A 25,761-nucleotide genomic window follows, 5' to 3' on the forward strand; every position below is an offset into this window, starting at 1 on the left:
AAATTGAATATGATCATACCAACACAAAATCAGTGTCGGGATAAGGACTTTGTAGAATGGCGCAATTCGCTGTCATCGGTTTAGGCAGTTTTGGTGAAGCAGTTGCACTAGAACTCACCAACTTAAATCACGATGTAATAGGTATTGATACATTAAAGAAAAATGTAGAAAACATTGCAGATAAAATCAGTCATGCAGTTATTGCAGATGCTACCGATGAACATGTGTTAGATGAACTGAATATCAAAAATTGTGATGCCGTGGTGGTTGCCATTGGTGAAGATATTGAAGCCAGTATTCTATGCGTACTGCATTTAAAAAATTTGGGTATCGAAAAAATCTTTGTAAAAGCCAAATCTAAATCACATCATATGATTTTGTCTCATTTAGGCATTACAAAAATCATTCACCCTGAAGAAGACATGGGGATTCGTGTTGCACAATCACTCAGTTATCCAATGGTGAGACGTTATATGGCGTTAAATAATGATCGCTATATCGTCAAAATTGAAATAGGTGCAAATTTACAAGGCGCACAATTTCAAACGGTCATGGAAAATACCCCCGAACTTACAACCTTGTTATTACAACGCGGCTCGCATGTACTGTATGATATTGCACCGGGGACGATTTTACAGGAAAAGGATATTTTAATCCTTGAAGGACCTGTAGAGATGTTAAGACAATTTTCGATTCGTTTCTTATAGTTATAACTATGCGTTTATCTAAAAAAGAACTAATCAACAAAAAACACAATAGTATTAATCTCAGCCCACCGAGCTTACTTGCTTTAGGTTTTTTAAGCTTTATTATCATCGGAACATTGCTTCTTAAACTTCCTTTTGCTAATCAAGGCAATTTGACATGGCTAGAGGCCCTGTTTACTGCCACGTCTGCTGTAACCATTACTGGGCTGTCTGTCGTCAATATTGGAGACTCCTTAACCACCTTCGGTCAAGTTGTGGTGATGATCCTGATCCAATGCGGCGGCTTAGGTTTTATGACATTTGCAATCTTAGCTGCTTTGAGTCTTTCCTCAAAAGTTGGTATTCGGCAGCAAGTTATGGCACAGGAAACTATTGGTCAAACCAGTTTGGCCAAAGCGACCTTTACAGTAAAAGGGGTTTTTCTTTACTCATTGTTCTTTGAAGCAATTGGTACAGGGATTCTAACTATGGCTTGGTCACATCACTATGACCTTGAACATGCATTTTTTTATGCGCTTTTTTATAGTATTTCTGCTTTTAATAATGGTGGGTTTTCTTTATTCCCCAATAGCTTAATGAGCTTCTCTGACCAGTATATGGTGACATTTACCATCAGTATGCTGTATATCATCGGTGGGATTGGTTTTGTTGTGTTGATGGATATTAAAAGAGCCAAGCGTTGGAAGAAACTCTCCACCAATAGTAAGTTAATTCTGTCTACAATTGCGGGCTTAAACCTTTTTGCTTTTATTGTTATTTGGGCAATCGAAGCATCCAATCCTTTAACACTGGCTCCGATGTCTGTTGGTGATCAAGCTTTAAACGCGTGGTTCCATGCCACTGTACCTCGTTCATCAGGTTTTAACAGCTTGGAAGTCAGCAGCATGACCAATGCATCAACCTTAATTACCATGGTATTGATGTTTATTGGTGGCGGTTCTTTAAGTACCGCTGGTGGAATTAAAGTTGGCACATTTATCATTATGATTTTAAGTGTCATTACCTTCTTAAAACGTTCAGATGAGATTACCATTTTTGGGCATTCTGTTTCTCATCAGGCGACCTTTAAGGCAATGGCGGTCATTTCAATTACTTCACTGCTGATCCTGATTGGCTTTTTTACCCTACTGATCCTTGAGCCTGATAAAAAGTTTTTAGACCTATTATTTGAAGCCGTTTCTGCGGCTTGTACTGTCGGCTTATCACGCGGAATCACTGAAAATTTACATGCTGGCAGCCAAATCGCTTTAATTTGTCTAATGTTTGCTGGACGCTTAGGACCACTAACACTGGCTTATTTGATTGCTACACCGAATAAAAGTCGTGTTCGTCATCCTAATACTGAAATTCAGGTGGGTTAATTGTTTTTAGTCATCAAGCGAATACAACTGAAACAGCTTTGGTTTTATGAGATTGTTTAATCTTATCGTGTATATTTAGAATAGGATGAACACCCTAAAATAGTTTGCTCACACAGTCCTTACAAAATGCATACTGATGACAATATCCCCCATAAAAAAGCGATCTTATCAATGATAGGATCGCTTTTTTACATCTTTCTAAGGATGATTATTCTACTTCTAACTCACTATTGCCTTTAATCAAACGATGCTCTGACTGCAAATATTCATCTGACTGCATTTCAAGTAAACGAGAACGTGTACGTTCAATTTCGAAAGCCAGCTTCTCTCCGCCATAAATCTCAATAATCGAGTCTTGTGATGTCAGTAGCAGTTTTACGCCACGGTCATAAAACTCATCTACCAGATAAATAAAACGACGTGTACCTTCTGACAGCAAATCAGTTAAGTGCGGAACATTACTCACCAAAACGGTATTATAGATATTGGCAATTTCAATAAAGTCCGATGGGCTACGCGGTTTCATACAGAGTTCTCTAAACTCACACCACAATACATCTTCTGTATGGCCTAAAGTTTCAACAACACGGTTATTAATCGTAATTGGTTCTTCTGACACTGTTTGCGATGTGGTTAAGGCATTAAAACGCTTTGCCATCCAGACTTTATTGTCATCTGTCAGTGGCGATTTAAACAATTGCGCTTGTTTTAATACCCGTAAACGATAGTCAACACCCGCATCAACATTCAATACCACACAATGTTTTTTTACCATTTCAATCGTTGGAATAAAACGATCACGATGGATTCCATTCTTATATAAACCATCTGGGGCAATATTTGATGTGGCAATCAAGGTAATGCCACGGGTAAATAATTTTTGGAATAAATCACTGAGAATCATTGCATCAGTTACATTCGATACAAAGAACTCATCAAAACAAATTACCACAGCTTCTTTATAAATTTGATCTGCAACAATATCTAAAGGATTACGCTGCCCAGAAAGCTTGTTTAACTCTTTATGCACAAATTGCATAAAGTGATGAAAATGCATACGGGTTTTACGGCGAAAAGGAATCGAATCGTAAAATTGATCCATGAGCCATGTCTTTCCACGCCCTACACCGCCCCACATATATACACCTCTCGGTGCAGTTTGACGACGGAATCGACGAAAAGCTTTCTTCGATGCTTTATAACGATTGATCAATTCTTGCCATACCCGCTCCAACTCATGTACTGCTTGAGCCTGAGCATCATCTGGTAAAAACTGTCCAGATGACAATGCTTTTGCATAACGCTCAGCGGGTGATACGGGAGTAAATGCTGTTGAAGTTGTATTCTGATCTAACATATCATTTTGTTACTTTTAAAGGCTAAAGGAAGTATATCGAATATTCATTTTTGATAAATAAAACTTTGGGATAATTCTAACTCTATATCTCATATCAGCACTACCTGTTTATTTACCATATTGACGCGGGCTTTGCCCAAACCAACGTTTAAAAGCATGATTAAATGCAGCGGGTTCTGAGTAGCCGAGTAATTCCGCAATCACCTCAATTGAATATTCCTTATATTCAATCAATCGCAAAGCTTTGTGCTTAATCAGCTGTTCCCGAATTTGTTTATAGCTGGTATTTAATTGCTGCAACTGATGGCGTAAGGTTCTTTCAGGCACATTCAACGCCTGAGCCACTTCGGCCATCGAAGGAATAATCCCTTGCTGTAATTCCAAATAATCATTTACCCGTTGAATCAACGGCGCAATTTTCTGTTCTTCGGCATTTAATCGCTCGATTTCAGCAATACATTTGGCTTCGTAAACCCGATGTGTAATTGGATCTGCGGATGGAATCGGCAGTTGCATCACATCTTCATTGATCCAAAAAGCGGCTTTTTCACAATTAAAATGTAAATCTGCACCGTAATACTCATGATATTGCTTTAATACACTTAAATCCTGAGGCTGCTGAAAGGGTAACTCGATTCTCACGCTGGGCGCTGTAAGTCCCATCATTTTATAAATATCATCCAGAAATTTATAAGTTCCAGAGATTTCACATTGCGCTCTCAACAAACCCATTTCTGTTTCTAAGTCTACAGGCTTGTAGGTTAATGCGACTTGATGATCGCCTTTCTCAAGCCCTAAGACACCGTATAAATAGGTTAAACCCTGATAATGCACACCATTTTGAATCGCATCACCAACATTACTACATGTCACCAAGAGCATGAGTAACGGGCCATAGCCCGCCAAAGAATAATGCTGACCAATAAACAAGCCTGTTTCTGGCTGTACACCCTGCCCAATCACTTTTTGTATATCCCACTCTAAGCTGGGGTGAATGATTGAACTGGGATCAAGTGCATCTGCTTTGATCCCAATACTAGCAAGTCGTGAATCTACATCGATTCCAGCATTACGCATACCATGAATTAAATACATTAAACCGAGAATCGAGCGTTTCATTGGATCATCATTTGATTTCTACCCAAACTTTGTACTACAAAGTCGGTTTTTTGCAAATTGCCGAATATATCAATTTTTGTGTCAGTGCAATCATATTTCAAGCGCTGCATTTCCGATATTCTATGCAAAACTGGAAAAGTCAGAGCGAACAAAAATGAGTACAGCCCCTACGACTGAAGCAAAAACCCAATCAACGCAAGTTGCAATTATTGGATCTGGATTTGGTGGTTTAGCCATGGCAATCCGCCTATTGCAAGCCAATATTCATGATTTTATCATTTTAGAAAAAGCAGATGATGTTGGTGGTACATGGCGTGAGAACCAGTACCCAGGTGCGGCATGTGATGTTCAATCACATATGTATTCGCTTTCTTTTGCACCTAAAACGGATTGGTCAAAACGTTATGCTGAAGCGCCTGAGATTTTTGACTATATTCAAGATTTAATTCAACAATTCAATTTAAAGAAATACATCCAATTTAATCAAGAGGTGGTGTCTACACGTTATGATGAGCACAATTTCAATTGGCATTTAACACTAAAAAGTGGGCAAAAAATTGAGGCTCAATTTGTTATTTTTGCATCAGGGCCATTACATGTACCACAGATTCCTAAAATTAAAGGGATTGAAAAATTCAAAGGTGAAGTTTTCCATTCATCACACTGGAAGCATGACTATAATTTAAATCAAAAAAATGTAGCATCTATTGGTACTGGTGGTAGTGCAATTCAATATATTCCTGAAATTGCTGCAAAAGTTCAAAATCTTTATGTGTTTCAAAGAACCCCTGCTTGGGTGATTCCTCGTGATGAACGCGCCTATAATGCGCTTGATAAAAAACTATTTAGTCGCTTTGAATGGTTTAGAAAATTACACCGTGCTCGCTTGTACTGGTCAAATGAATCACGTGTCGTCCCCATTGTAAAACCACAAATCATGAAATATGGTCAAAAACTTGCGGAAGCTTATATAAAATTCCAAGTTAAAGACAAAGAAGTCGCCAGAAAACTGACCCCTGACTATATTATGGGCTGTAAGCGTATTCTAATTTCCAACAAATACTTTCCAACATTTAATCGTAAAAATGTCGAATTAATCACCGATGGAATTCAGGAAATTACAGAAAATAGCATCATCACCAAGGATGGCAAAGAACGTCAAATTGAGTGTTTAATTTATGGTACTGGTTTTATTACAGACCCACGCATCTATTTAAAATCATTTGATTGCTATGGTGAACACGGCGTTGAATTAAAAACCGCATGGAAAGACGGTGCAGAAAGTTTTTATGGGGTCAGCACCAAAGGCTTTCCTAACCTATTCCAATTACTTGGTCCGAATACCGTACTGGGTCATAACTCTGTAATTTTCATGATTGAATCTCAAGTGAATTATATTTTGCAATTGATTCAAATGGTTGCAAAAACACAGACGCAAGCTGTGGCGGTAAAAGCTGAAGTACAAGATCAATTTAATGAAAATGTACAGCAACAGCTTGCAGGTACGGTATGGCAATCAGGCTGTGTCAGTTGGTACCAACAAGATGGCGGAAAAAACTTTGCATTATGGCCAACCTATACATGGAAATTTTGGCTCAACACCCGCAAAGTAAACCCAGCAGATTTTCGCTTATTAGGCCGTGAGCAAAGTGCCAAGCAAAAGTCAAAAGCTGCATAAACTTGCTTGATATTCTTCTATAAATTTTCAACCGCTTTTCTGCGCTTCGACTATAATAGATAGGTATCCATTGCCTATCTATTTTTCATGCAATCACTTTGGCTTATTTTCCAACTTTTATTTTGTTTATGCTTAGGTTTTATTTTAGCCCGCAGAATTCCACAATCCATTGAAAAAATAGCTTTTAAAATACTGCCTTATTTTACCTATATTCTTTTAATTGCGATTGCAATGGAGTTTTCTCAAACAATTCATAATATTGCCAGCCCTGCACAAATTCTCACCAGTTCAATCACAATTGCATTCACCACATCAATGGGTGCATTTTTTTGTTGTTATCTAGTATTTACAGCGATTGGCTACAAACCATCACAAGGTAAAGTTTCTGCTGAATTATTGATGGGTTCATTACTCAACATCAGCTATGCATTTATTGCACTGGCTGTAGGTTATGGCTTAGCAGAGTTGGCCCACCTTTTCCATGTTCCACTACATGTCAGCACATGGAATTTACTTTTAGTTTACATGTTACTGATCGGCTTGGATCTGGCTTACTCGCCACTGGATCGTTCTTGGTTAAACTGGAAAATTATGCTGGTACCGATTGCCTGCGTGATTGGCTCACTATTGGGTGCTGTTGCGGCATTTTTCTTGATTCAAGACATCAGTATGAAAGATTTAATCATGCTATCGCAAGGTTACGGCTTCTATTCGATGACAGGGATTGTGGTGACGGAATTAAAGAATGCCCATCTGGGAAGTATTGCGTTAATGAACGATTTATTTAGGGAGATTTTTGCCATTTTATTTATGTATATGATTGGATGGCGTTATCCACGTTCAGCAATTTCTTCTGCTGGTGCAACCGCAATGGATGTCACCTTACCTATGGTGAAACAAGCTTGCGGCAATGATTATATTCCACATGCAATGGTCAGTGGTTTTGTTCTGTCGGTATTGGCGCCAATTGCGGTAAGTGTTCTGGCTGCACTTTAAAATTAAGCGCAGAATATCGTACTTTATCTGACGAGATAGCAATACTGATCAATAGAATCATTGGAATAAAAAGTTTTTTAAACTTCTGAAAAAAGACCTAGTAACGCAGATACACTACAGTGTATACACAGCAATTTTTATTATATAAATCAAAGAAATCACCCTCTTGATCAACTGAAAAAGAGGGTTTATTTTTATAGAGTCGCTAAAATATCTTGCAGGGTTTTACTTGGATGTTCAGACTGAGTAATTGGACGACCAATCACTAAATGAGTAGAACCGTCAAGCATGGCCTGCTTAGGCGTTACAATACGCTTTTGATCATCTGCATTTGCACCAGCTGGACGAATCCCTGGTGTTACCAAAGCAAATTCAGCACCCAAATCCTGACGTAACATTTTGGCTTCCTGAGCCGAGCATACTACACCATCCAAACCACTCTGTTGCGTCAATTTAGCCAGACGTTTCACTTGTTCAAATGGCTCTATGTCTAAACCAATATCACGCAAGTCTTCACGTTCCATTGAAGTAAGTACAGTAACCGCAATCAATTGAGTTTTATAGTTACCTGCTTTTAAGCGTTCTACGCAAGTTTCCATCATTCTACGCCCACCTGAAGCATGGACATTGACCATCCATACGCCCAAATCAGCCGCAGCACAAACTGCCTGCGCAGTTGTGTTCGGAATATCATGAAATTTTAAATCGAGGAATACTTCAAAGCCCTTATCATGTAGTGCTTTCACAACCAGAGGGCCTTCATGGGTAAATAATTCTTTACCGACTTTTAAACGACATAGTGATGGGTCAAGCTGATCAGCAATTGCTAGGGCGTCATATTGACTTTTTGCATCTAAGGCAACAATAATACTCACGAATCTCAGTTCCATCACATAAATTTGCGCTCATTATAAAGTGATTCACGCCATGTACAAAGCCAGAAAATCGACTTCAGCACAAAACAATCAACTATTCTTAGATCTTGCTCATAATTTATCTCTGCTCTGAGATCAAAATTGCACGTGTGTCTTGCTCCAGTGCTTCAAAAATATGTGCTTGATCTGCTGGATAGGAAATATAGTCCCCTGCTTGAAGTAACTCAGCACTGTCTAATAAACCGACTTTGGCAGAGCCCTGCATAATAATAATATGCTCCACACTGCCAATAGGATGCGGTTTACTGCAACGCGGCTCACCCGGTTGGGTTGTAAGGATATACACGTCTCGTCGTGCATTGGGTGGGCATGTCGCCAACAAAACAGCCTGATAATTTGATATTTCAGAAACAACTGAAGCGCCCTCGCCATAACGAATCACTTGTGTAGCTTGGGTTTGTGCTTCCATAAGTTTGGCAAATGGAATATTTAAAGCCACGCAAAGTGCCCATAAAGTTTCTAGACTCGGATTGCCCTGCCCAGATTCAAGTTGCGAAAGTGTGGATTTCGCAATGCCTGCACGTCGAGCAACTTCTCCCAAAGATAATGCAGCACTTTTTCTTTCTTTTTGCAGATTATTTGCAATGATTTCAATTGGTATAGACATTATCCTTCCAAAAAATACGATCGTTTGATTTGACGAACCACAATAATAAAACTATTATAACAAATGATCGTTCATTTTATCGAACGATCTTATTACCCCAAGCAAGGCTCATCTCAATGAAGTATAAAGAAATAAAAAATTTACCCAAGCCCCTGATAAAATCAATCGTGATTCTCTGCATCGCAACCGCACTGATCGGGATTTCATTAGGTACGCTTGCAGTCAATTATCAACTGCCGATCTGGATACCTTTACTACTTTCAATCTGTGTCTTGGCTGGTGCTGCCGAGTTTACTTTCATTGGCATGATTGCTGCTGGAAGCAGTCCGATTACAGCTGCGATTGTCGGATTACTGATTAATTTACGACATCTGCCTTTTGGTTTAGCAATTACCCATTTTATAGAAAAAAATAAATTAAAATATTTTGCTACACATATTATGAATGATGAAAGTGTTTTATTTGGTTTAAGCCAATCTTCAAATGAGCTAAAACTGAGTGCTTATTGGCTGTGCGGCGTCGGAATTTTATTTGCTTGGCCCATAGGCGTTTTAAGCGGTTATATATTGGGAAGTCATTTAGCTTATGCAAAATTACTGGGTATCGATACGATTTTTCCTGTCGTACTGTTTGCACTTACCTTTAAAGCATTAAAAAGAAAATCTGCTCTAAAATCGGCAATGACTGGTGCAATCATCAGCCTCGCTACTTTTCCATTTCTCCCCTTAGGGATTCCAATACTCATGTCATTATTTGGCTTGCTTGTAGGAAGAAAATAACATGCATCAGCAATTTATCATTTTAATCGGGATCATGCTGCTGGCGATGGGGACTTATCTGATCCGATATGCAGGACTTTCACTCGGCCAATATTTTACGATCACTCAACAACGCGAGCAACTTTTTAATGATGCCGCAACAACTTTACTGTTTTCTATTGCGATTCTCAGCACTTTTTTTGAAGGTGCGGATTGGGCAGACTTAGGCAAAATCATGGGGGTATTGGTAGGCTTATTTCTGATTTGGAAAAACCACTCACTTATCACGACGATCGTAATAGCAATGCTGGTCACCACAATATTCCGCTTTGCTGAATTTTTCTGGTTAGCCCAATAGAATTGTTAAAGCTTAAAAAAGCGTTTTACAACAATCAAAGCGCTTTTTTAACAGCATAATGCAAGTGACTACGCATGCTTAATTATTGATTGAATATACTGTTTTAATCTCTATGCTTATTTTTTATGGATACTTAATCAATCTGGAAGTGGTTAAAATTCATTTTATATTTGATCATTGTGAAGCACTTCACTCACTCCAACAAATAAAACATTTCACAGAACATAACCTTTTATTTATCATTCTTTATTCTTACAGCAAACAAATTCTTTTTCATGTATTCAAAAAACCTATAAAACTTAAAACAATATTAAATTAAATTTATATTTTTCTCCTTCATTGCATCCATGTTTATACTAGAGTTTTATCTTTAATAAATCTATCCACTCTATTTCTAAATATATTCTTTATAACTAAACACACATTACATCATAACTAAACAATAAGTCTCTTTGATAAATCAAAAAAGTAATCATATTAAGTGAAGCATAGTCACATTAAAAACACCTTCTGCTTTTGAAATAAATCTAGGGCGAGAAAGATTTCATGTTGATCTATGCCTTTAAAAGAATTTACAAAGAAGTTAAATAAATACTAAAAAATCATTTAAATTCAAGTTAATAATTTTTTTTAATTAAAATGCAGCGTTTTAAAATAAAATCCAACATTTAATTAATAATGATAATAAATTATTTTAGAAAATCTTAAAAACTTATTCTCGCTTAATATAAGCAGATCAAAATAATTTGCTATAATATGACGCTATTCACAAAAAGTGACATTTTTTGTCACTTTTTAGTAAACAGAAACAAATTCTTGTTAAAATAAATAAACATATTAATTATAAATATCCTATTGTATTTAAATAATAAAAAATAAATCAAAAACAAATAACGTTATATTGTATTTGTAACACAAAAATAATGTGATATTTGTCTCTTTTTTTCATTGTTTTTATTTAGGAAAAATTTATAGTAGCCCTTATTGTTTAGCTCCTAAACACTTCCCCTTTATTAGGAAAGTACCAGTAAAGGGCAAATCAACGCAGTATTGAGAGAAATTCTATGAAAAATATTCAATTGGGTTTAGCGATCATTGGCTTAGGTTTAGCATCTTCAACAGTTTTTGCGGCTGCTGATGGTACAGTAACAGTTACAGGAAAAATCGTTGATCAAACCTGTACAGTTGGTGGTACTGCTGGTAACTACACTGTTGTTTTACCGACTGTAGGTAAATCAACTTTAGCGACAGCGGCGACAACAAATGGCGACACTAAATTTACGATTAATTTAACAGCATGCCCTGTAGGTAATGTGGGTGTTTATTATGACAACACCAATGCAAATATTAATACTTCAGGTCGTTTAAACAATACCGTAACCACTGGCGGTGCAACAAACGTAAATATTCAATTATTAAACTCTGCAAAAGCAGTGATTGACCTAACTAAAGATCGTACAGGTCAAAACATTGTGACTTCAAATGTTGCAACTGCAAACGGTTCTGCAAATCTTGATTTTTATGCGCGTTACTATGCAACAGGTGCAACAACTGCTGGTGATGTAAGCACGACTGCAACTTACTATGTTGTATATCAATAAATAAAAATTTGGGTCTGTAAGTTTTTTAAACAGGTCTGGTTAATTTTTACATCTTAACCAGACTTGCATCTCCCCAAGGGTCTTTCAATGAAAAAACCATTTTTTATTTCTAGCTTGTTAATGCTCAGTACTTTGATCACATCCGCGCATGCTGGTATTGTGATTACAGGTACCCGTGTAATTTACCCAAGTGATAAAGAATTTGTATCTGTGCAATTAACCAATGTAGGTGATCAAATTGCATTAGTACAATCATGGGTGGACAGTAAAGACATTATTGCAGATCCAACCACAACCCAAGCCCCGTTTATTGTTACCCCTCCGATAACTACGATTGAAGCTGCGAAAGGACAATCTTTACGTGTCATTTTCAATCAAAAACAAAAGCTTGCTACTGATCGAGAAACATTATTTTGGCTTAACGTGCTTGATATCCCTGCCAAGCCAACAGCTGAAGCAAATTATTTACAATTTGCGATACGTAATCGCTTAAAACTGTTTTACCGACCAACTAGCATCAAAATGGAACAGCAACAAGCGTTTCAAAAAGTTGAAGTACAGCGTGTAAACAACCAACTACAAATCAACAATCCAACACCTTATTACTTAAATTTTGGTAAATCGAATCTGGTTTTAAAAAATGGTACGCCAAGCGAAATTAAAAATCTAAGCTTCATAGAACCATTTTCAAAACAACAAATTGAGGTCGAAAATTTATCAGACGCTAAGTCCGTACAGCTTTATTTAATCAATGACTACGGCAGTTTATCGACAATAGAGAAACAGTTTTAATCTAAATTATTGGGAGAATTGTGCTTGAAACATTTCACACTTAGGTATAGTGTTTTGGCGCTAAGTCTATATCTATGCAATCAAAATGTTATAGCGCAAGCACCACAATTCGATAATAGTTTTTTATACGGCCAAAACTCTAAAACAATTGATCTTGAAAAGTTTGTTTCAAGCGATAAAGTCGCGCCAAATGATTACATCCTCGATATTTACCTAAATGATCGTTATATCACCCGCTCTATTGTGCATATTTCAGATGATCCTGAATCACCTGAAAAGCAACGTTATTGTATTCCACGCAGTACTGTTAAGCAGCTTGATTTCAATCATAAACTTATCGATTTAGATAAAGTCACTGGTGACTGTATCGATACACGCTTAATGAATCATGTCGTGTTCTGGAAGCTGAATATAGCGGAACAACGAGTGGATGTTTCAAGCCCTCAATCGATGTTAAATGAACGACCATTTGGCTATATAGATCCATCACTTTGGGAAACTGGTGGAAATAGCGCTTTTCTCAAATATTACTACAATTACTATAATTCAGATTATGGTCAGGACAATAAACAAGATTCTAGCTTTCTGAATATTAATTCTGGTATCAATATTGATGATTGGCAATTCCGTCATTCTGGTAGTACTAGTATGGGAGACAGCAATCATTCAGGCCAATATACCAGCTATGAAAACAAGCTTATGCGAGTACTACCTAGTTTAAAAACTCAGCTTACTCTTGGTGATTTCTATACCAATACCAAAACCATCAATAGTAATTCGAGTATCGCCATTCGTGGGGTACAACTTGCCAGCGATGACAGAATGCTACCGGTTTCATTGCAAAGTTACGCACCCACAATTTCAGGTTATGCAAAAAGTAATGCTTTAATACGCGTGCGCCAAAATCAACAAATTATTATGGAACGCACTGTTCCTGCCGGCGCATTTAATATTACAGATCTCCAAACACCTGGGACGGGTGGTACATTAAATGTAGATATTATTGAAGCAAATGGTGAAATCCGCAGTTTTGATTTGCCTTATAATAATTTTATTCAATCTATCCGCGCAAAGCAGTATCGTTATCAAATTGCAGCAGGTACTTTTCGTCAAAATAGCAAATCCTATGATGAGAAGTTAATCAATGCATCTTTTGATTATGGATTAAATGATTTTATCTCAGTGAGCAGTTCAGCGCTGGTCAGTGATCATTATCAATCCTATATTCTAGGAACCGCGTTAAATACCAAACTCGGTGGTATCGCTTTAGAAAGTAATTTTGTTAAAGCAGATATTAACCAATCCAACCAAAATTTAGACAGTTCTTTGCTTACGCTGCGCTATAACCTTGCTCTAAACGGTGCAAAAACAAATATCAGTTTAAACAGTACTGTTTATGGAAATGATCAATATTATTCCTTCGATGAAACCATGCAGAATCGTTATATTCAAAACAACAGTTCTGCATTAGTACTTAATGGTCGGCCCAAGTCATCAAACTATATTCAACTGAGCCAGAACCTAGGTCATCAGTTTGGTGCTGTTTCAGCCAGTTTTTCACAGTATGAATTCTGGCATCAAATCAATACACAAAAATTTTATCAAATTAGCTATAGCAATAGTTATAAAGGCATCAGTTACTATGTCGGTATGCAACATACTCAAAATGATCAATACAAATTAGATAAAGACACTCAATACTTTGTCAATGTGAATATTCCTCTATCGTTTAAAAAGAAAAATAGTAATTTACGCCTAAGTAGTGAAGTCTATCCTGATAATAATGCACTCAATACCAACCAAGTCGGCATATTTGGAAATTTAGGTGAAAATCAGCAGTTCGGCTATAACTTCAATTATTCAAATAGTAAAGATAAAGATCTCTTCAGCAGTTCTTTGAGTTATCGAACCAATCCAGTTTATTTAGCATCGACTTATGCAACCGACTTTGACCAACAACGTCAATACTCTTTACAAGCACAAGGTGCAATTGTTGCACATCAACACGGCATTACCTTAGCCAATGATTTAAATGATACTTTTGCAATTATTCATGCCAAAGGTTTAGAGGGAACCAGCCTCTCCAATGGAAATAATATTAAAATTGATCGCTGGGGCAATGCGATTATTCCCTATCTAAATCCTTACCAATACAATAGTATCAACTTAAACCCAAATACAATTCCATTAAATACCGATGTTGATGCAACCCAATTGCAAGTTGTACCTAAATCGAACGCAAGTATTTTAGTGGATTTTAAAGCGTTAAAAACCACAAAAGCCTTAATTGAACTTAAACACGCAAATGAGGTGCTCATTCCAATGGGTGCTCAAGTGAAAGATGCTTTGGGTAATGCAGTGACTACAGTAGGACAAGGTCAGCAAATTTTTATGCAAAATATAAATCCTGGACGCTATAGCGTCTCTTGGAGTAATACTGATTCTTGTCAATTCGATATTTCAAAAGAAATATTGGAACAAAGTAAAACTCAAATCCCTTTTGCAAGCTTTAGCCTAAATTGCAAATAAGCACGGAGTAATTTTATGCTGAAATATAAATTGTTATTTATGTTATCTACACTCCCTGCAAGTTTTGCAGTATTTGCAGATTGCAGTGTAGGCAGCAATTTCACCAGCGGCTATAGCATGCCAACGATGAATGCCAGTACCATGAATATCAATAAATATGAAGGGACATCAGTACAGTCCAATGTATATTCCCGCGAAGTTGCTTCAGCAAATTTTGATATTTTCCGTGTTTACACTGGATGTACTGTTGGCACAAATAGAACCATTTTTGGTAATGTTTTTGCCACCAATGTGACGACCTATGATGCCAATATTTCGCGTTTAAATGCTTACCCAGCTTTAGGGATTAAAGTTGAAATGGGCGATGCACCGGCGAGTGGTACATTAAAAACACTAAATACCACTGAATTAGCAATTTATAGTTATAGTGGTGATACCCATGGTGTAAAAATGAGGGTGACATTATATGTTTTACCTAGAACATCAACAATGACCTCATACCCCACAACGATCAATGTTTCTAATCTACGAATAGCAACCATCAGTTTAAGACGTGTTAGTGATAATGGTCTTATCCCTGCAAATACACAAATTCCCGTATATTTAAATGCAACAGTCAATATCTCTGAATCCACATGCTCACTGAGTCAAAGTAGCTACACCATTGCACTGCCTGATATTAGTGTACGAAACTTGGGTTTAGTCGGAAATGAGACCGCATTAAGCTCAAGCAATACAGCAACCCTCAGTATAAATTGTGCAAATTTAAATGATGGCGCAGGTCGTGAAATAAAGGCTTATACCACGGACGCCTTAAATCAATCCAATGCAACAAATATATTAGAGAATCAAGTCGGTGCAGGTTATGCGACTGGTGTAGGTATTCGTTTACGTGATAAAAATAATGCGATAATTAGTTTAGATCCAAACCAATCAAAGAGCACCAACAAATGGACCTTTGGTAATTTAAGTACTGCTCAACTGATTCAACATGTGATTAAAGCCAATTACGTGAGAACCGCAAATACAGTGACACCTGGTCTGGTCAGATCTCAAGCTTATTTAAATATCGTATATGATTAAAAAATAGCGAACTTATATTCTTTTTTTGTTTGATGATATTGAACAAAGTTTTTGATGTTGAATAATCGACACAGTCAAAAAAATCAGTACCAATAAAAAAGCGCTTTACACTGATGGTAAAGCGCTTTTTTATCATAATGATTAAAGCGTATTGATATTCTTATTTTCTGGTTGAATATCTAATACTGTCTTTTCATGACGAGCACTTGCGGCAGCTTCAGCAGCGGCCAATTGTGCTGTCTGTATTTGTTCTTTTCGGAGATGATCAATATCTTTACGAAGACGCTTAACTTCCCATGCATTTTGGAATACACGGAACACCTGTACACCAAGCAACAATCCAAGAACAATCCCAAGCACTAAAGTTAATAGTAGCAATAACCCTAAACGCATTGCTGGTACTTGAGTAAACAATAAATCTACAGGTAGTTCAGCTGGATTCTGCAAGACTAATGCTAAAGCATAACCAAAGACTACCAGTAGTAATGCAACTAAGAAATAGCGCATACTCACCTCATTCGAATTTTATTAATTAGCAGATTCGTTTACTGCATCACGGAGTGCTTTACCAGGTTTAAAGTGAGGTACAGCTTTTGCTGCAACTTCTACTGATTTACCTGTTTTAGGATTACGACCCACACGTGGCTCACGGTGATGTAAAGCAAAACTACCAAACCCACGAATTTCAATACGGTCATCTGAAGATAATGATGCAATCATTTGATCGATCATAATCTTAACTGCTTCTTCGACTAATGGCTCTGCTAAATGCGGATTTTTAAGAGCAATTCTTTCTATTAAGTCAGACTTATTAAGTGCTTCAGTTGTCATTTAAGACCTCATTAATTTTAATGCTAATTGATATACACCAGATAATATCCTTTTTAAATACAAAAAGGTAGCGCAGTAATCATATACTACGCTACCTTTTACACTATTTGAATAAAAAATATTAATTAATTACATTAAATAATACTTCTTAACAATCACTTAGTGGTTCATCTGTGCTTTGATCAAATCACCAATTGTCTTAGGACCATTGTCTTGACCAGTAGGCGCAGTTGTAGTTTTCAAGTTTGCTACAGCTTCTTTCTCTTCAGCTTCGTCTTTCGCTTTAATCGACAAGTTGATAGAACGTGATTTACGATCTACATTGATGATTTTAGCTTCAACTTCTTGACCAACTTCTAAGAATTTAGTTGCATCTTCAACGCGATCGCGGTTGATTTCAGATGCTTTCAAAGAAGCTTCAACTTCGTCAGCTAACTTAATTGTCGCGCCTTTAGCGTCAACAGCAGTTACTGTACCTTTAACCAACGCACCGCGTTCGTTAGCAGCTAAGAAGTCATTGAACGGATCGCTGTTCATTTGCTTGATACCAAGACTGATACGGTTGCCTTCAGCATCTACAGACAAGATAACTGCTTCAACTGTATCACCTTTCTTGTAACGACGAATAGCGTCTTCGCCTTGTTCGTTCCAAGAAATATCAGACAAGTGAACTAGACCATCGATACCGCCAGGTAAACCGATGAAGATACCGAAGTCAGTGATAGACTTGATCGTACCAGAAACTTTTTCACCTTTGTCGTGTGACTTAGAGAACTCTTCCCATGGGTTCGCACGAGTTTGCTTGATACCCAATGAAATACGACGACGTTCTTCATCAACTTCAAGAACCATAACATCAACTTCATCACCAATCTGAACAACTTTAGATGGGTGGATGTTTTTGTTAGTGTGATCCATTTCTGAAACGTGTACTAAGCCTTCAACGCCTTCAGCGATTTCAGCGAAACAACCGTAGTCAGTTAAGTTTGTAACACGTGCTTTAACGATAGAACCTTTAGGATAACGGTTCATGATCGCTAACCATGGATCTTCGCCTAATTGCTTAAGACCTAAAGATACACGATTACGTTCTTTGTCAAACTTAAGTACTTTAACAGTAACTTCTTGACCCACTTCAACAACTTCTGAAGGGTGTTTGATGCGTTTCCAAGCCATATCTGTGATATGTAGAAGACCATCAATACCGCCAAGGTCAACGAATGCACCGTAATCAGTAAGATTTTTGATCGTACCAGTAACTGTTTGGCCTTCTTCCAATTGAGAAAGAAGCGCTTCACGGTCAGCTGAAGATTCAGCTTCCATTACAGCACGACGAGATACAACAACGTTGTTACGTTTAGCATCAAGTTTGATTACTTTGAATTCTAACTCTTTGCCTTCAAGGTGAGTTGTATCACGAATAGGGCGAGTATCTACCAATGAACCTGGTAAGAATGCACGAACTGGACCGATGTCAACAGTGAAACCGCCTTTAACCTTACCAGAAATAACACCAGTAACGATTTCGCCGTCTTCAAAGATTTTTTCAAGTTTAGTCCAAGTTTCAGCACGTTTCGCTTTTTCACGTGATAAAACTGTTTGACCCATACCGTTGTCAAGCGCTTCAACAACAACATCAACTTCATCGCCAACTTGAACTTCAAGTTCGCGTTGTTCGTTTAAGAATTCTGAACGTGCAACAACACCTTCAGATTTAAGGCCAGTGTCAACAGTAACCCAGTCAGAGTCGATGCTAACAACGATACCTTTAATAACGGCACCTTTGTCGATATTGAGAGTTGATTCGCTTTCTTCAAAGAGGGCTGCAAAAGATTCGGTCATGATATACCTAGTAAAGTCAACGGTCTTGGATCAGACAAGGCCGGTTTAGTTAAGCCATCCACATAGTCCGTATAAACTGATCAAGCTATGCTTTGGCTAATATTTGGTTAAATATTCTTTATTTAGCTAAATGTAACTCGACATAATCAGTCATCAGTTTAAACACTTCATCGATGTTCATTTCTGAGCTATCAATGACATAAGCGTCTTCTGCTGGCTTGAGTGGAGCGACTGTGCGTTCCATATCTCTTTTATCTCGAGCTTGTATATTTGCTAAAATGTCGCTTATTTTAACATCCAGCCCCATTCCCTGCAACTGTTTTACACGACGCTCTGCACGGGACTCAGCTGAGGCAGTGAGATAAATCTTCGCTTGTGCTTGTGGAAAAATAGAAGTACCCATATCACGCCCATCGGCAACCAAGCCAGGCAACTGGGCAAAAGCATGTTGTCGATCTACCAATGCCGCTCTAAGCGCAGGAATTGCTGCGACTTTTGAAGCAAATTCACCAACGCGTTCAGTACGAATCGTTTGTGAGACATCTTCACCATCCAACAAAATCATGATTCCGTTGTCAGCACTCTTAAATACGATATCTAGATTTGTTGCAATCGTCACACTTTGTTGCAATACAGATTCAGTGTCTAATGCGTCCAACAATTCTTTTTGATGCAATGACAATCCAAGCAAACGATACAGCGCACCAGAGTCTAATAAATGGAATTGATAGTGATGCGCAAGTTTTGCTGCAAGTGTTCCTTTACCAGAACCACTTGGCCCATCGATTGTGATAATTTGAATTGTCATTGAATTTCCAATTAAGCTACAGACTTAGCAAGTTTCTTAAATCCAAGTGTAATCGCTAGTTTAAGCTGTGCAAGTATTAATTTACTCACAAATGGTGCACGTGCTTGTAATTCGATCGTATAGTCAACACGGGTTTTGTTTTCAGCAAGCGCTGTAAACTCAATAATTCCAATATGATGTTTAATCAATGGATTGTTAATTAACTTATATTCGATACGTTTATTGACATCCAGATGCGTAATTTGCTCTTGAATCGGCTTGATCGGACCGAACCCCATACGACGGATAGAACCTAATCCATCTGGGCGTTCAGGATCAGCAGCATCTTTTACCCGTACAACTTGAATCGGTGCAAAAGCCACATTATAGGTTGAATGTTTTGATAACAAGTCAAATACCTGATCGATTGGTGCATTAAACTCTTGTTTTACTTGAATAGAATTCATTGTTATACCCTTTTAAACTTTAACTATATTTTTTAAACCCTTATTTTGACAATTTTCATTGTCAATAAAATCTTGTGTATTCTAGATCATTTTAATGAGTCATTTAAGGTCTTTTGTTGTAACTTTAATTGTTTTTTTTGCTCACGGCGCATTTTAAAAAAATCAGACAGTTGGCTTGAGCACTGCGTTTGCAAACAACCACCTTCAAACTGAAATATATGATTGTAATAGCCAATCTCTAACAGTTGACGACTACTGATGAGTGAACCCGCTTTAGGTTCAGTCGCGCCAAAAACCACACGTTGAATTCTTGCATGGATTAATGCACCGACACACATGGTGCAAGGTTCAAGTGTGACGTATAAAGTGGCGTCTTCTGGTAGGCGATAATTTTCAATCTTTTGACACGCATTGCGCAGTGCCAGAATTTCCGCATGGGCTGTTGGATCATGCTGAGCAATCGGTTGATTATAACCTTCACCGATCACTTGCCCCTGACTTACAATCACAGCTCCTACTGGAATTTCACCGATAGATGCAGCAAATGCAGCTTGCTCTAAAGCCAGCTGCATCCATTGTTGATCTATGTAGTGTTGAGTTTCTTCAGTCATACAACCTTAAATGATACCGTACTGGCTTAGCAGCGCATTCCAACTGTCAATTGTTGTGACAGGTGGATTCTTCGCAAGGATTCCACGCAATGTTCGCGACTCAACCTGTTCCCACTCTGGTGATAAATCTTTATCCACCAAACGTGCGCGTACACCTTCAACAAAGTCAGGATGACGAATTTTCCAATCAGAAATTTGTTTTTCTAATTCAAAAACCTCAGACCAAGGATGAACTTGACGTCCCCACTGCCATAACAACCAGGTAATCGCAGCAGTACTTGGTGAACCTTTTTGTAGATTCTCACTGGCTTGACGCAACCAATCACTACGCGCATCACTTAGACCAATAATCGCCTCATAATCATGTTCAAAGTTTACACCACGACAAACACTATGAATCACATCCAAAGAGTTTTGCAACGGTCCAGGTGAAACAGGACGATGTAAACTATTTAAGGTGTCATCTAAAGCACGGAAATCACCAGCAGGATAATGATCCCAATCGATATCAATCAGTTTCTGTAAAACCACATCACGTTGTGCATCACAAATATGGGTTGCCCAACCAATCCCATAACCACCCGCTGCAGTCATGATCGATCCAGTTAAACCCGTAAATAAACCAATCGGACCACGATCTGCCAAGAAACGTGTAGCACCTACATCTGGATATAGACCAATATTCACTTCAGGCATAGCAAGACGCGAATACGGTGTAACTAAACGGAAAGGCGCTGCCATGAATAAGCCTAAGCCACCACCCATGACATAACCTTCACCCCAAACCACTACAGGTTTAGCATAATTATGCAACAGTAAATCTAAAGCATATTCCGTTTCAAAAAACTTATTGGCTGTTTCAACTTCATTGTTGATCACCAATTGACGCAATTTACGAACGTCACCGCCTGCACAAAAAGCTTTAGGCGTGGTTGAATCTAACCAAATTGCCTTAACTGAGTCATCATGATGAAAATCCTCAAACAGCTTCAATAATGCCGCAACGATAGATTCATCAAGTGCATGAAGCGACTTAGGACGATTTAAGCGAATAATTCGCCATCCCTTTTTCGCTTCTTCGATAATCAGATCTGGGTGATAATTATTTATTTCGGGAGAGTTTGTCATGCGTCCAGCTGCCAGTCGATTGGCTCAATGCCATATTGTTTCAGATAATTATTTGTTTTTGAAAAAACCTTACAACCAAAAAAGCCACCACGATTTGCTGCCAATGGAGATGGGTGCGCAGCTTTTAATACCAGATGCTTCGTTTGGTCTATACGTTGTCCTTTTTTCTGAGCATATGCGCCCCAAAGTATAAATACAATGTGCTCTCTATGCTCATTCAACACATCAATCACATGATCTGTAAAATTTTCCCAACCGCGTTTTTGATGTGATGTTGGTTGCCCAGCTTCCACTGTCAACACACTATTTAAAAGCAATACACCCTGTTGAGCCCATTTGGTGAGATCACCATGTCGGGATACAGGTACAGCTAAATCTGTATTTAACTCATGAAAAATATTACGTAAAGACGGAGGCAATGCAACGCCTCTTTGTACGGAAAAACTTAACCCATGGGCTTGATCAGGGCCGTGATAAGGATCTTGTCCTAAAATCACCACTTTTACGTGATTCAATGGCGTTGTGTCTAATGCATTGAAAATAAGTGAGCTCGGTGGGTAAATGGTTTTATTTGCATTTTTTTCAGCAACTAAAAAAGAACGCAAATCATCCATTTGCTGACTCAAAAGAAACTCAGCTAAACCTTCTTTCCAACTTTGATCTAACCGAACTTGATTTAATTTTGTTTGTTCGAGTTCAGATAATTGCATCAACTTTCATCCTAAATTTCATTTTCCTAAAAATTTATTTGTCCTAAAGATGGATTTCACTCAAAAATCATCATTTAAAGTTTAACCTGTAAATCCACTTCAGGGTTTTGAAACGGAATACCTTGTTTCAATTTTTCATACATTTCTGGGTCAGACCATTCAGATGTGACCTGCTCAGAAAAAATAATTTTATCCAGACTCAACAGTCCCATCTGAGCATTTTCAATATCTTCTTGAAAACTTTGCGCATAACCTGTATCGGTTTCATGCACAATCACAGAATAGACTTCAACATCCCCTTCCCCATTTTGAGTAATGGTTGATTTTAAAATCTGTTGCGCGAGGAAAAAGAATATCCGTGAAAACTGTTCAGCCGATGGAGAAACTGGCAAAGCCACCCAACGAGCACTAAAAGTTTTACACGCCTGAATATATTCAGGGTTATCTTCTTGCCAAAAACAGATCGCATGGTCAAAACTGTCGAAAATTTCTTTGATTACACCTTTAAGCAATCCAAAGTCATATACCATTTGACCATGATCAAGTTTTGAAGCTTTAAGTAGTAATTCAACTTTATAGCTGTGCCCGTGTATAGACCGTTTGCAACGATCTGACGTGCAATTGCGCACAATGTGTGCATTTTCAAACTTAAATAACTTACGAATTAACATGAGCCAAATTTTATAAACAAATCGGTAAAGAATCTCGATTATAAAGCAAAACTCGAACCCTGAGCATTAATTTTCACGTTGATTGCAATTAGCAAAAAGGATGATCTCATTTTTTAGGCTTATTTAGCCTATCGAATCATGTTTACTCAATCAACCAACCTTTTAGCTACCTTTTAACTATCTTTTATAGTTATTTAAAATCATATAGTTAAAAAAATACTCACTAAAATTTTCAAAATGGTGCAAGGCTACGTGAATAAACATAAACTTGCGATTTATCATTACGCATAAAGCGCGTAGTAAATTGACGCTTGCGATTGCTTAAAGATACTTCGATCTTGGCTTTAAAATAACTGGATGTTACTCCAAAAATCTTGTCTGCCTCGGTTTTACTTGCAGCGTTCAAGCTGTCAAATGGTGCGATTTTCATTAGCTCGCCCACATTGGCAAAATGCTCTAGTTTTTCTTGTCGCGCTTTTAAAGCTGTTTGTACGCTATTTACGTCTAGTTTTTCATCCATGGCTGCTAAAACCATTGCAGGTGCGGTATTGACATTAATTTTTGTTGCAATATCAGGCAGTGCCGATATATAAGGTGCAATTAAATCATACTTTTTTTCTTCAAAACCACGTACTTGTTTAAGTTCTTCAACACTGGAAAATTTTCGATTTGCAGCCAAATATGGTTTAGGTAAACCTTGGTAATAACTTGTTTCAGCACCGAATGAACCTATGGTTTCATTATCTGGATCTTGCCAATCAATCACGGCTTGGACAGCATCAGCAGGTAAACCGACACGAACCAAAAGCTTAGAAAAATATTTCTGTGCTGCATCATTGGGCTTACCTTCATTGGTTAATAAACTGTTTAAATTGAATTTACCTGACTCATCTTCCAACACACCTGTGACATACCCATCTTCAACTGGAAATGCTGGCATCGGTTTTGCCCATGTTTCCTGTAAGTAATCTGCCTCTTTGCTGTTTTCGCTGTCTTGTACCAATATCTCAGAATAAAATGCTTCCGCACTCTTTGCATAAAAAAGTGCTTGGCTTTGCCGTTTTAAAAAACCTGTACTTTCATTGGTGTAATTTTGACGTTTAGCAATCGTCGCAGCAATGATGGTTGCCAAAGCGACCATCACTAAAATCGTAATTAATGCGATACCCTTTTGCTGCTTTAATTGCATGAATGATTTACCTAAATTTATTGATCCGCATCGACCACAATACTGATTTAATTATCTGCGCCGTTATTGATCAGATAGTCTGAATTGAGCAAACTAAAAATCCATTCATATTCTATATCACGAATCGTGACTTTAATTTTAATCCCACGCGGTAATTGCCTATCATTTTTAATCATATCATTTGGCCAACGATCTAATTCTGTTGGATTTAAAACATCAATACGATACTGATCAACATCTGCCAATAACACACTCGACAAGGGCTGTTCTGAATTATTTCGATTTAAATTTGAATATTTTAACCGATAAAGTTTTTTCTCTTGTGCATTGTAAACATATTCAATTCGTTCATAGGGCGACAACCCCTGTTTAAGCGGATCGGTTACACCCGTTTTACTGAAAGAAAGTTTTTGATTATCTAAACCTAAAGCAGGTTCAATTTCCTCACCGCTTCTTGCAGAAATAGGAACAATCTGTAAGGTATCACGCTGAATCTGTTGATACGCACCTTGTAATTGGCCTAAATTTTCCTCATGTATGATATTACGATCTTTAACTTTAATCAGGTAGTCAAATATTTTCCAGCCCAATGCTGACAAAACAGCAAAGATTGCTATGGCCACCAAAAGTTCAATTAAGGTAAAGCCTGTGCTTTTCTGTGCATACACAGTTTGATTTTTTTTATGCTTGATTAGATTCATCATTATTTTTCTTTGATCGGATAATTAAAGAACACCATATTGGTAATCCCTGCTTCTACTTTACCCGTATCAGGATTAAAAAGGCTCACTTGCACATCTATTTTTTGTACATTTGGGCTCAGTGTAGATTCTGCTTTTTTATCTACCTGCCAAGTTTCACCTTGTGTGGTGACTTGTTTAGATGACGTTCCTGACAGCCATTCACGATTAATCATCATCATTGAGATTTCATTCTGTGCAACAAACTGAGCCTTGGTTCGTAAAATCGCATTGGCTGTCGACTGCGTATATTGCATCGCGACTTTGGTCAAAGCCATTGCTGCGACTGCAAAAATCGCCAAAGCCACAACCACCTCAATTAAAGTAAAGCCTTTATTTTTCTTCATCTACTTTACCCAAATAATCAACTCGAATTACCCCACCCACTGGCTTTTGCTGATAATACATTTGAATTGTGACAGGTTTGACTTCACCATTTCCAAACCAAATCAATTTAGGTGCATTATTTCCCAAGAGTTCTGAGTTATTTGCATTTTGGAATTGATGATCTTCTGTTTCAATAGAAAATGAAACGTATTCTGGCAACGCTCTTTTAGGAAAGTCCGTCACTTCTTTCCATGGTTTATTGTCAACCACTCGAATACGTTGCTCAGCATCTTCTTTGACTGGAATATATTCAATAACACCATACTGTGCAGCTGCAACATCGGTAGCATTGTGTAAATCGAGTGCATAAATACGCGCTTGATCATTGGCTTCACGATTAATCTGTTTTAAATCAAGCAATAACATCTCACGTGCTTGCATAGCTTTACGCTGATCTACGCCATCAATATTTAAAATGATCAATGAGGCAATAATACTGATGATGACGATCACCACCATCACCTCAATTAAGGTAAAACCTCGTATTTTTTGAGATGATCGTAGATTTTTCATTGCA

The 25,761-nt window shown here is 37.7% G+C and carries 27 protein-coding genes; 10 read left to right on the forward strand and 17 right to left on the reverse strand.

What is annotated here, in order from left to right; all coding sequences use genetic code 11:
- The first annotated feature begins 56 nt into the window (after positions 1–56).
- Together AC07WY_RS02865 and AC07WY_RS02870 are read left to right on the forward strand one after the other, a co-directional pair.
- Complete coding sequence (locus AC07WY_RS02865) at positions 57–707, forward strand: potassium channel family protein (RefSeq protein WP_004720766.1); 651 nt, start codon at positions 57–59, stop codon at positions 705–707.
- Positions 708–715: 8 nt separating this feature from the next.
- Positions 716–2,068, forward strand: a complete 1,353-nt coding sequence (locus AC07WY_RS02870; protein ID WP_004720769.1) for a TrkH family potassium uptake protein — start codon at positions 716–718, stop codon at positions 2,066–2,068.
- A gap of 208 nt (positions 2,069–2,276) precedes the next feature.
- Here the strand turns inward: AC07WY_RS02870 and zapE are convergent, their stop codons facing one another.
- Both zapE and AC07WY_RS02880 read right to left on the reverse strand, forming a co-directional pair.
- Entirely contained in the window at positions 2,277–3,425 is a 1,149-nt protein-coding gene (zapE, locus tag AC07WY_RS02875; protein WP_494735674.1) for a cell division protein ZapE, read from the reverse strand.
- Between the two features lie 108 nt (positions 3,426–3,533).
- Positions 3,534–4,544, reverse strand: a complete 1,011-nt coding sequence (locus tag AC07WY_RS02880; protein WP_209826242.1) for an AraC family transcriptional regulator — start codon at positions 4,542–4,544, stop codon at positions 3,534–3,536.
- A 154-nt stretch (positions 4,545–4,698) separates the two neighbouring features.
- Between AC07WY_RS02880 and AC07WY_RS02885 the strand changes: the two genes are divergently transcribed.
- Both AC07WY_RS02885 and AC07WY_RS02890 read left to right on the forward strand, forming a co-directional pair.
- Complete coding sequence (locus AC07WY_RS02885; protein WP_494735675.1) at positions 4,699–6,222, forward strand: flavin-containing monooxygenase; 1,524 nt, start codon at positions 4,699–4,701, stop codon at positions 6,220–6,222.
- A gap of 87 nt (positions 6,223–6,309) precedes the next feature.
- Positions 6,310–7,218 (forward strand): LysO family transporter, encoded by a 909-nt coding sequence (locus AC07WY_RS02890; RefSeq protein WP_034610237.1) that lies wholly within the window; start codon positions 6,310–6,312, stop codon positions 7,216–7,218.
- 194 nt (positions 7,219–7,412) lie between these two features.
- On the opposite strand, the gene pyrF is transcribed toward AC07WY_RS02890, so the two are convergent.
- Together pyrF and AC07WY_RS02900 are read right to left on the reverse strand one after the other, a co-directional pair.
- Complete coding sequence (gene pyrF, locus AC07WY_RS02895) at positions 7,413–8,108, reverse strand: orotidine-5'-phosphate decarboxylase (protein ID WP_004821273.1); 696 nt, start codon at positions 8,106–8,108, stop codon at positions 7,413–7,415.
- A gap of 103 nt (positions 8,109–8,211) precedes the next feature.
- On the reverse strand, positions 8,212–8,760 hold the full coding sequence (locus AC07WY_RS02900; protein ID WP_434277382.1) for a helix-turn-helix domain-containing protein: 549 nt from the start codon (positions 8,758–8,760) through the stop codon (positions 8,212–8,214).
- 116 nt (positions 8,761–8,876) lie between these two features.
- Here AC07WY_RS02900 and AC07WY_RS02905 point away from each other — a divergent pair, with 116 nt between their 5' ends.
- The 6 genes from AC07WY_RS02905 (at position 8,877) to AC07WY_RS02930 (ending at position 15,881) form a co-directional block, all read left to right on the forward strand.
- The gene (locus tag AC07WY_RS02905; RefSeq protein ID WP_494735676.1) at positions 8,877–9,539 is read left to right on the forward strand and encodes an AzlC family ABC transporter permease; all 663 of its coding nucleotides are present in this window, start codon (positions 8,877–8,879) and stop codon (positions 9,537–9,539) included.
- A 1-nt stretch (position 9,540) separates the two neighbouring features.
- Positions 9,541–9,876 carry an AzlD domain-containing protein gene (locus tag AC07WY_RS02910; protein ID WP_034610229.1) on the forward strand — a complete coding sequence of 112 codons (336 nt, stop codon included), beginning with the start codon at positions 9,541–9,543 and terminating at the stop codon, positions 9,874–9,876.
- 1,064 nt (positions 9,877–10,940) lie between these two features.
- Complete coding sequence (locus AC07WY_RS02915) at positions 10,941–11,477, forward strand: fimbrial protein (RefSeq protein ID WP_262085955.1); 537 nt, start codon at positions 10,941–10,943, stop codon at positions 11,475–11,477.
- Positions 11,478–11,564: 87 nt separating this feature from the next.
- The gene (locus tag AC07WY_RS02920; protein ID WP_262085953.1) at positions 11,565–12,269 is read left to right on the forward strand and encodes a fimbrial biogenesis chaperone; all 705 of its coding nucleotides are present in this window, start codon (positions 11,565–11,567) and stop codon (positions 12,267–12,269) included.
- Positions 12,270–12,293: 24 nt separating this feature from the next.
- Positions 12,294–14,798, forward strand: a complete 2,505-nt coding sequence (locus AC07WY_RS02925; RefSeq protein WP_494735677.1) for a fimbria/pilus outer membrane usher protein — start codon at positions 12,294–12,296, stop codon at positions 14,796–14,798.
- A 15-nt stretch (positions 14,799–14,813) separates the two neighbouring features.
- Complete coding sequence (locus tag AC07WY_RS02930; protein WP_494735678.1) at positions 14,814–15,881, forward strand: fimbrial protein; 1,068 nt, start codon at positions 14,814–14,816, stop codon at positions 15,879–15,881.
- 141 nt (positions 15,882–16,022) lie between these two features.
- Here AC07WY_RS02930 and AC07WY_RS02935 read toward each other — a convergent pair whose 3' ends face one another.
- The 13 genes from AC07WY_RS02935 to AC07WY_RS02995 form a co-directional block, all read right to left on the reverse strand.
- Complete coding sequence (locus AC07WY_RS02935) at positions 16,023–16,388, reverse strand: lipopolysaccharide assembly protein LapA domain-containing protein (RefSeq protein ID WP_004821255.1); 366 nt, start codon at positions 16,386–16,388, stop codon at positions 16,023–16,025.
- Between the two features lie 21 nt (positions 16,389–16,409).
- Complete coding sequence (locus tag AC07WY_RS02940; protein ID WP_004720793.1) at positions 16,410–16,712, reverse strand: integration host factor subunit beta; 303 nt, start codon at positions 16,710–16,712, stop codon at positions 16,410–16,412.
- Positions 16,713–16,871: 159 nt separating this feature from the next.
- Entirely contained in the window at positions 16,872–18,554 is a 1,683-nt protein-coding gene (rpsA, locus tag AC07WY_RS02945) for a 30S ribosomal protein S1 (protein WP_004821252.1), read from the reverse strand.
- Between the two features lie 118 nt (positions 18,555–18,672).
- Positions 18,673–19,362, reverse strand: a complete 690-nt coding sequence (gene cmk / locus AC07WY_RS02950) for a (d)CMP kinase (protein WP_262085950.1) — start codon at positions 19,360–19,362, stop codon at positions 18,673–18,675.
- Positions 19,363–19,373: 11 nt separating this feature from the next.
- Positions 19,374–19,808, reverse strand: coding sequence for an SRPBCC family protein (locus AC07WY_RS02955; protein ID WP_419312061.1), 435 nt, complete (start codon positions 19,806–19,808; stop codon positions 19,374–19,376).
- Positions 19,809–19,894: 86 nt separating this feature from the next.
- Positions 19,895–20,419 (reverse strand): tRNA adenosine(34) deaminase TadA, encoded by a 525-nt coding sequence (gene tadA / locus AC07WY_RS02960; RefSeq protein ID WP_419334124.1) that lies wholly within the window; start codon positions 20,417–20,419, stop codon positions 19,895–19,897.
- A 6-nt stretch (positions 20,420–20,425) separates the two neighbouring features.
- Positions 20,426–21,547 (reverse strand): enoyl-CoA hydratase/isomerase family protein, encoded by a 1,122-nt coding sequence (locus AC07WY_RS02965; protein WP_004720808.1) that lies wholly within the window; start codon positions 21,545–21,547, stop codon positions 20,426–20,428.
- A complete protein-coding gene (gene ung, locus AC07WY_RS02970) occupies positions 21,544–22,257 on the reverse strand; it encodes a uracil-DNA glycosylase (RefSeq protein WP_151957114.1) in 714 nt (237 codons plus the stop codon). Before ung ends, AC07WY_RS02965 begins: the two co-directional genes overlap by 4 nt.
- Before the next feature lie 74 nt (positions 22,258–22,331).
- Positions 22,332–22,928, reverse strand: coding sequence for a 6-pyruvoyl trahydropterin synthase family protein (locus AC07WY_RS02975; RefSeq protein WP_262085945.1), 597 nt, complete (start codon positions 22,926–22,928; stop codon positions 22,332–22,334).
- Between the two features lie 232 nt (positions 22,929–23,160).
- A complete protein-coding gene (gene gspK, locus AC07WY_RS02980; RefSeq protein ID WP_494735679.1) occupies positions 23,161–24,117 on the reverse strand; it encodes a type II secretion system minor pseudopilin GspK in 957 nt (318 codons plus the stop codon).
- Between the two features lie 47 nt (positions 24,118–24,164).
- Entirely contained in the window at positions 24,165–24,821 is a 657-nt protein-coding gene (gene gspJ, locus AC07WY_RS02985; protein ID WP_494735680.1) for a type II secretion system minor pseudopilin GspJ, read from the reverse strand.
- Entirely contained in the window at positions 24,821–25,204 is a 384-nt protein-coding gene (gspI, locus tag AC07WY_RS02990; RefSeq protein ID WP_004821236.1) for a type II secretion system minor pseudopilin GspI, read from the reverse strand. The genes gspJ and gspI overlap by 1 nt, the downstream gene beginning before the upstream one ends.
- Positions 25,191–25,757, reverse strand: a complete 567-nt coding sequence (locus AC07WY_RS02995) for a prepilin-type N-terminal cleavage/methylation domain-containing protein (RefSeq protein ID WP_034610211.1) — start codon at positions 25,755–25,757, stop codon at positions 25,191–25,193. Before AC07WY_RS02995 ends, gspI begins: the two co-directional genes overlap by 14 nt.
- Positions 25,758–25,761 lie beyond the last annotated feature (4 nt).

The organism is Acinetobacter sp. GW821-FHT01C12, assembly GCF_059422625.1.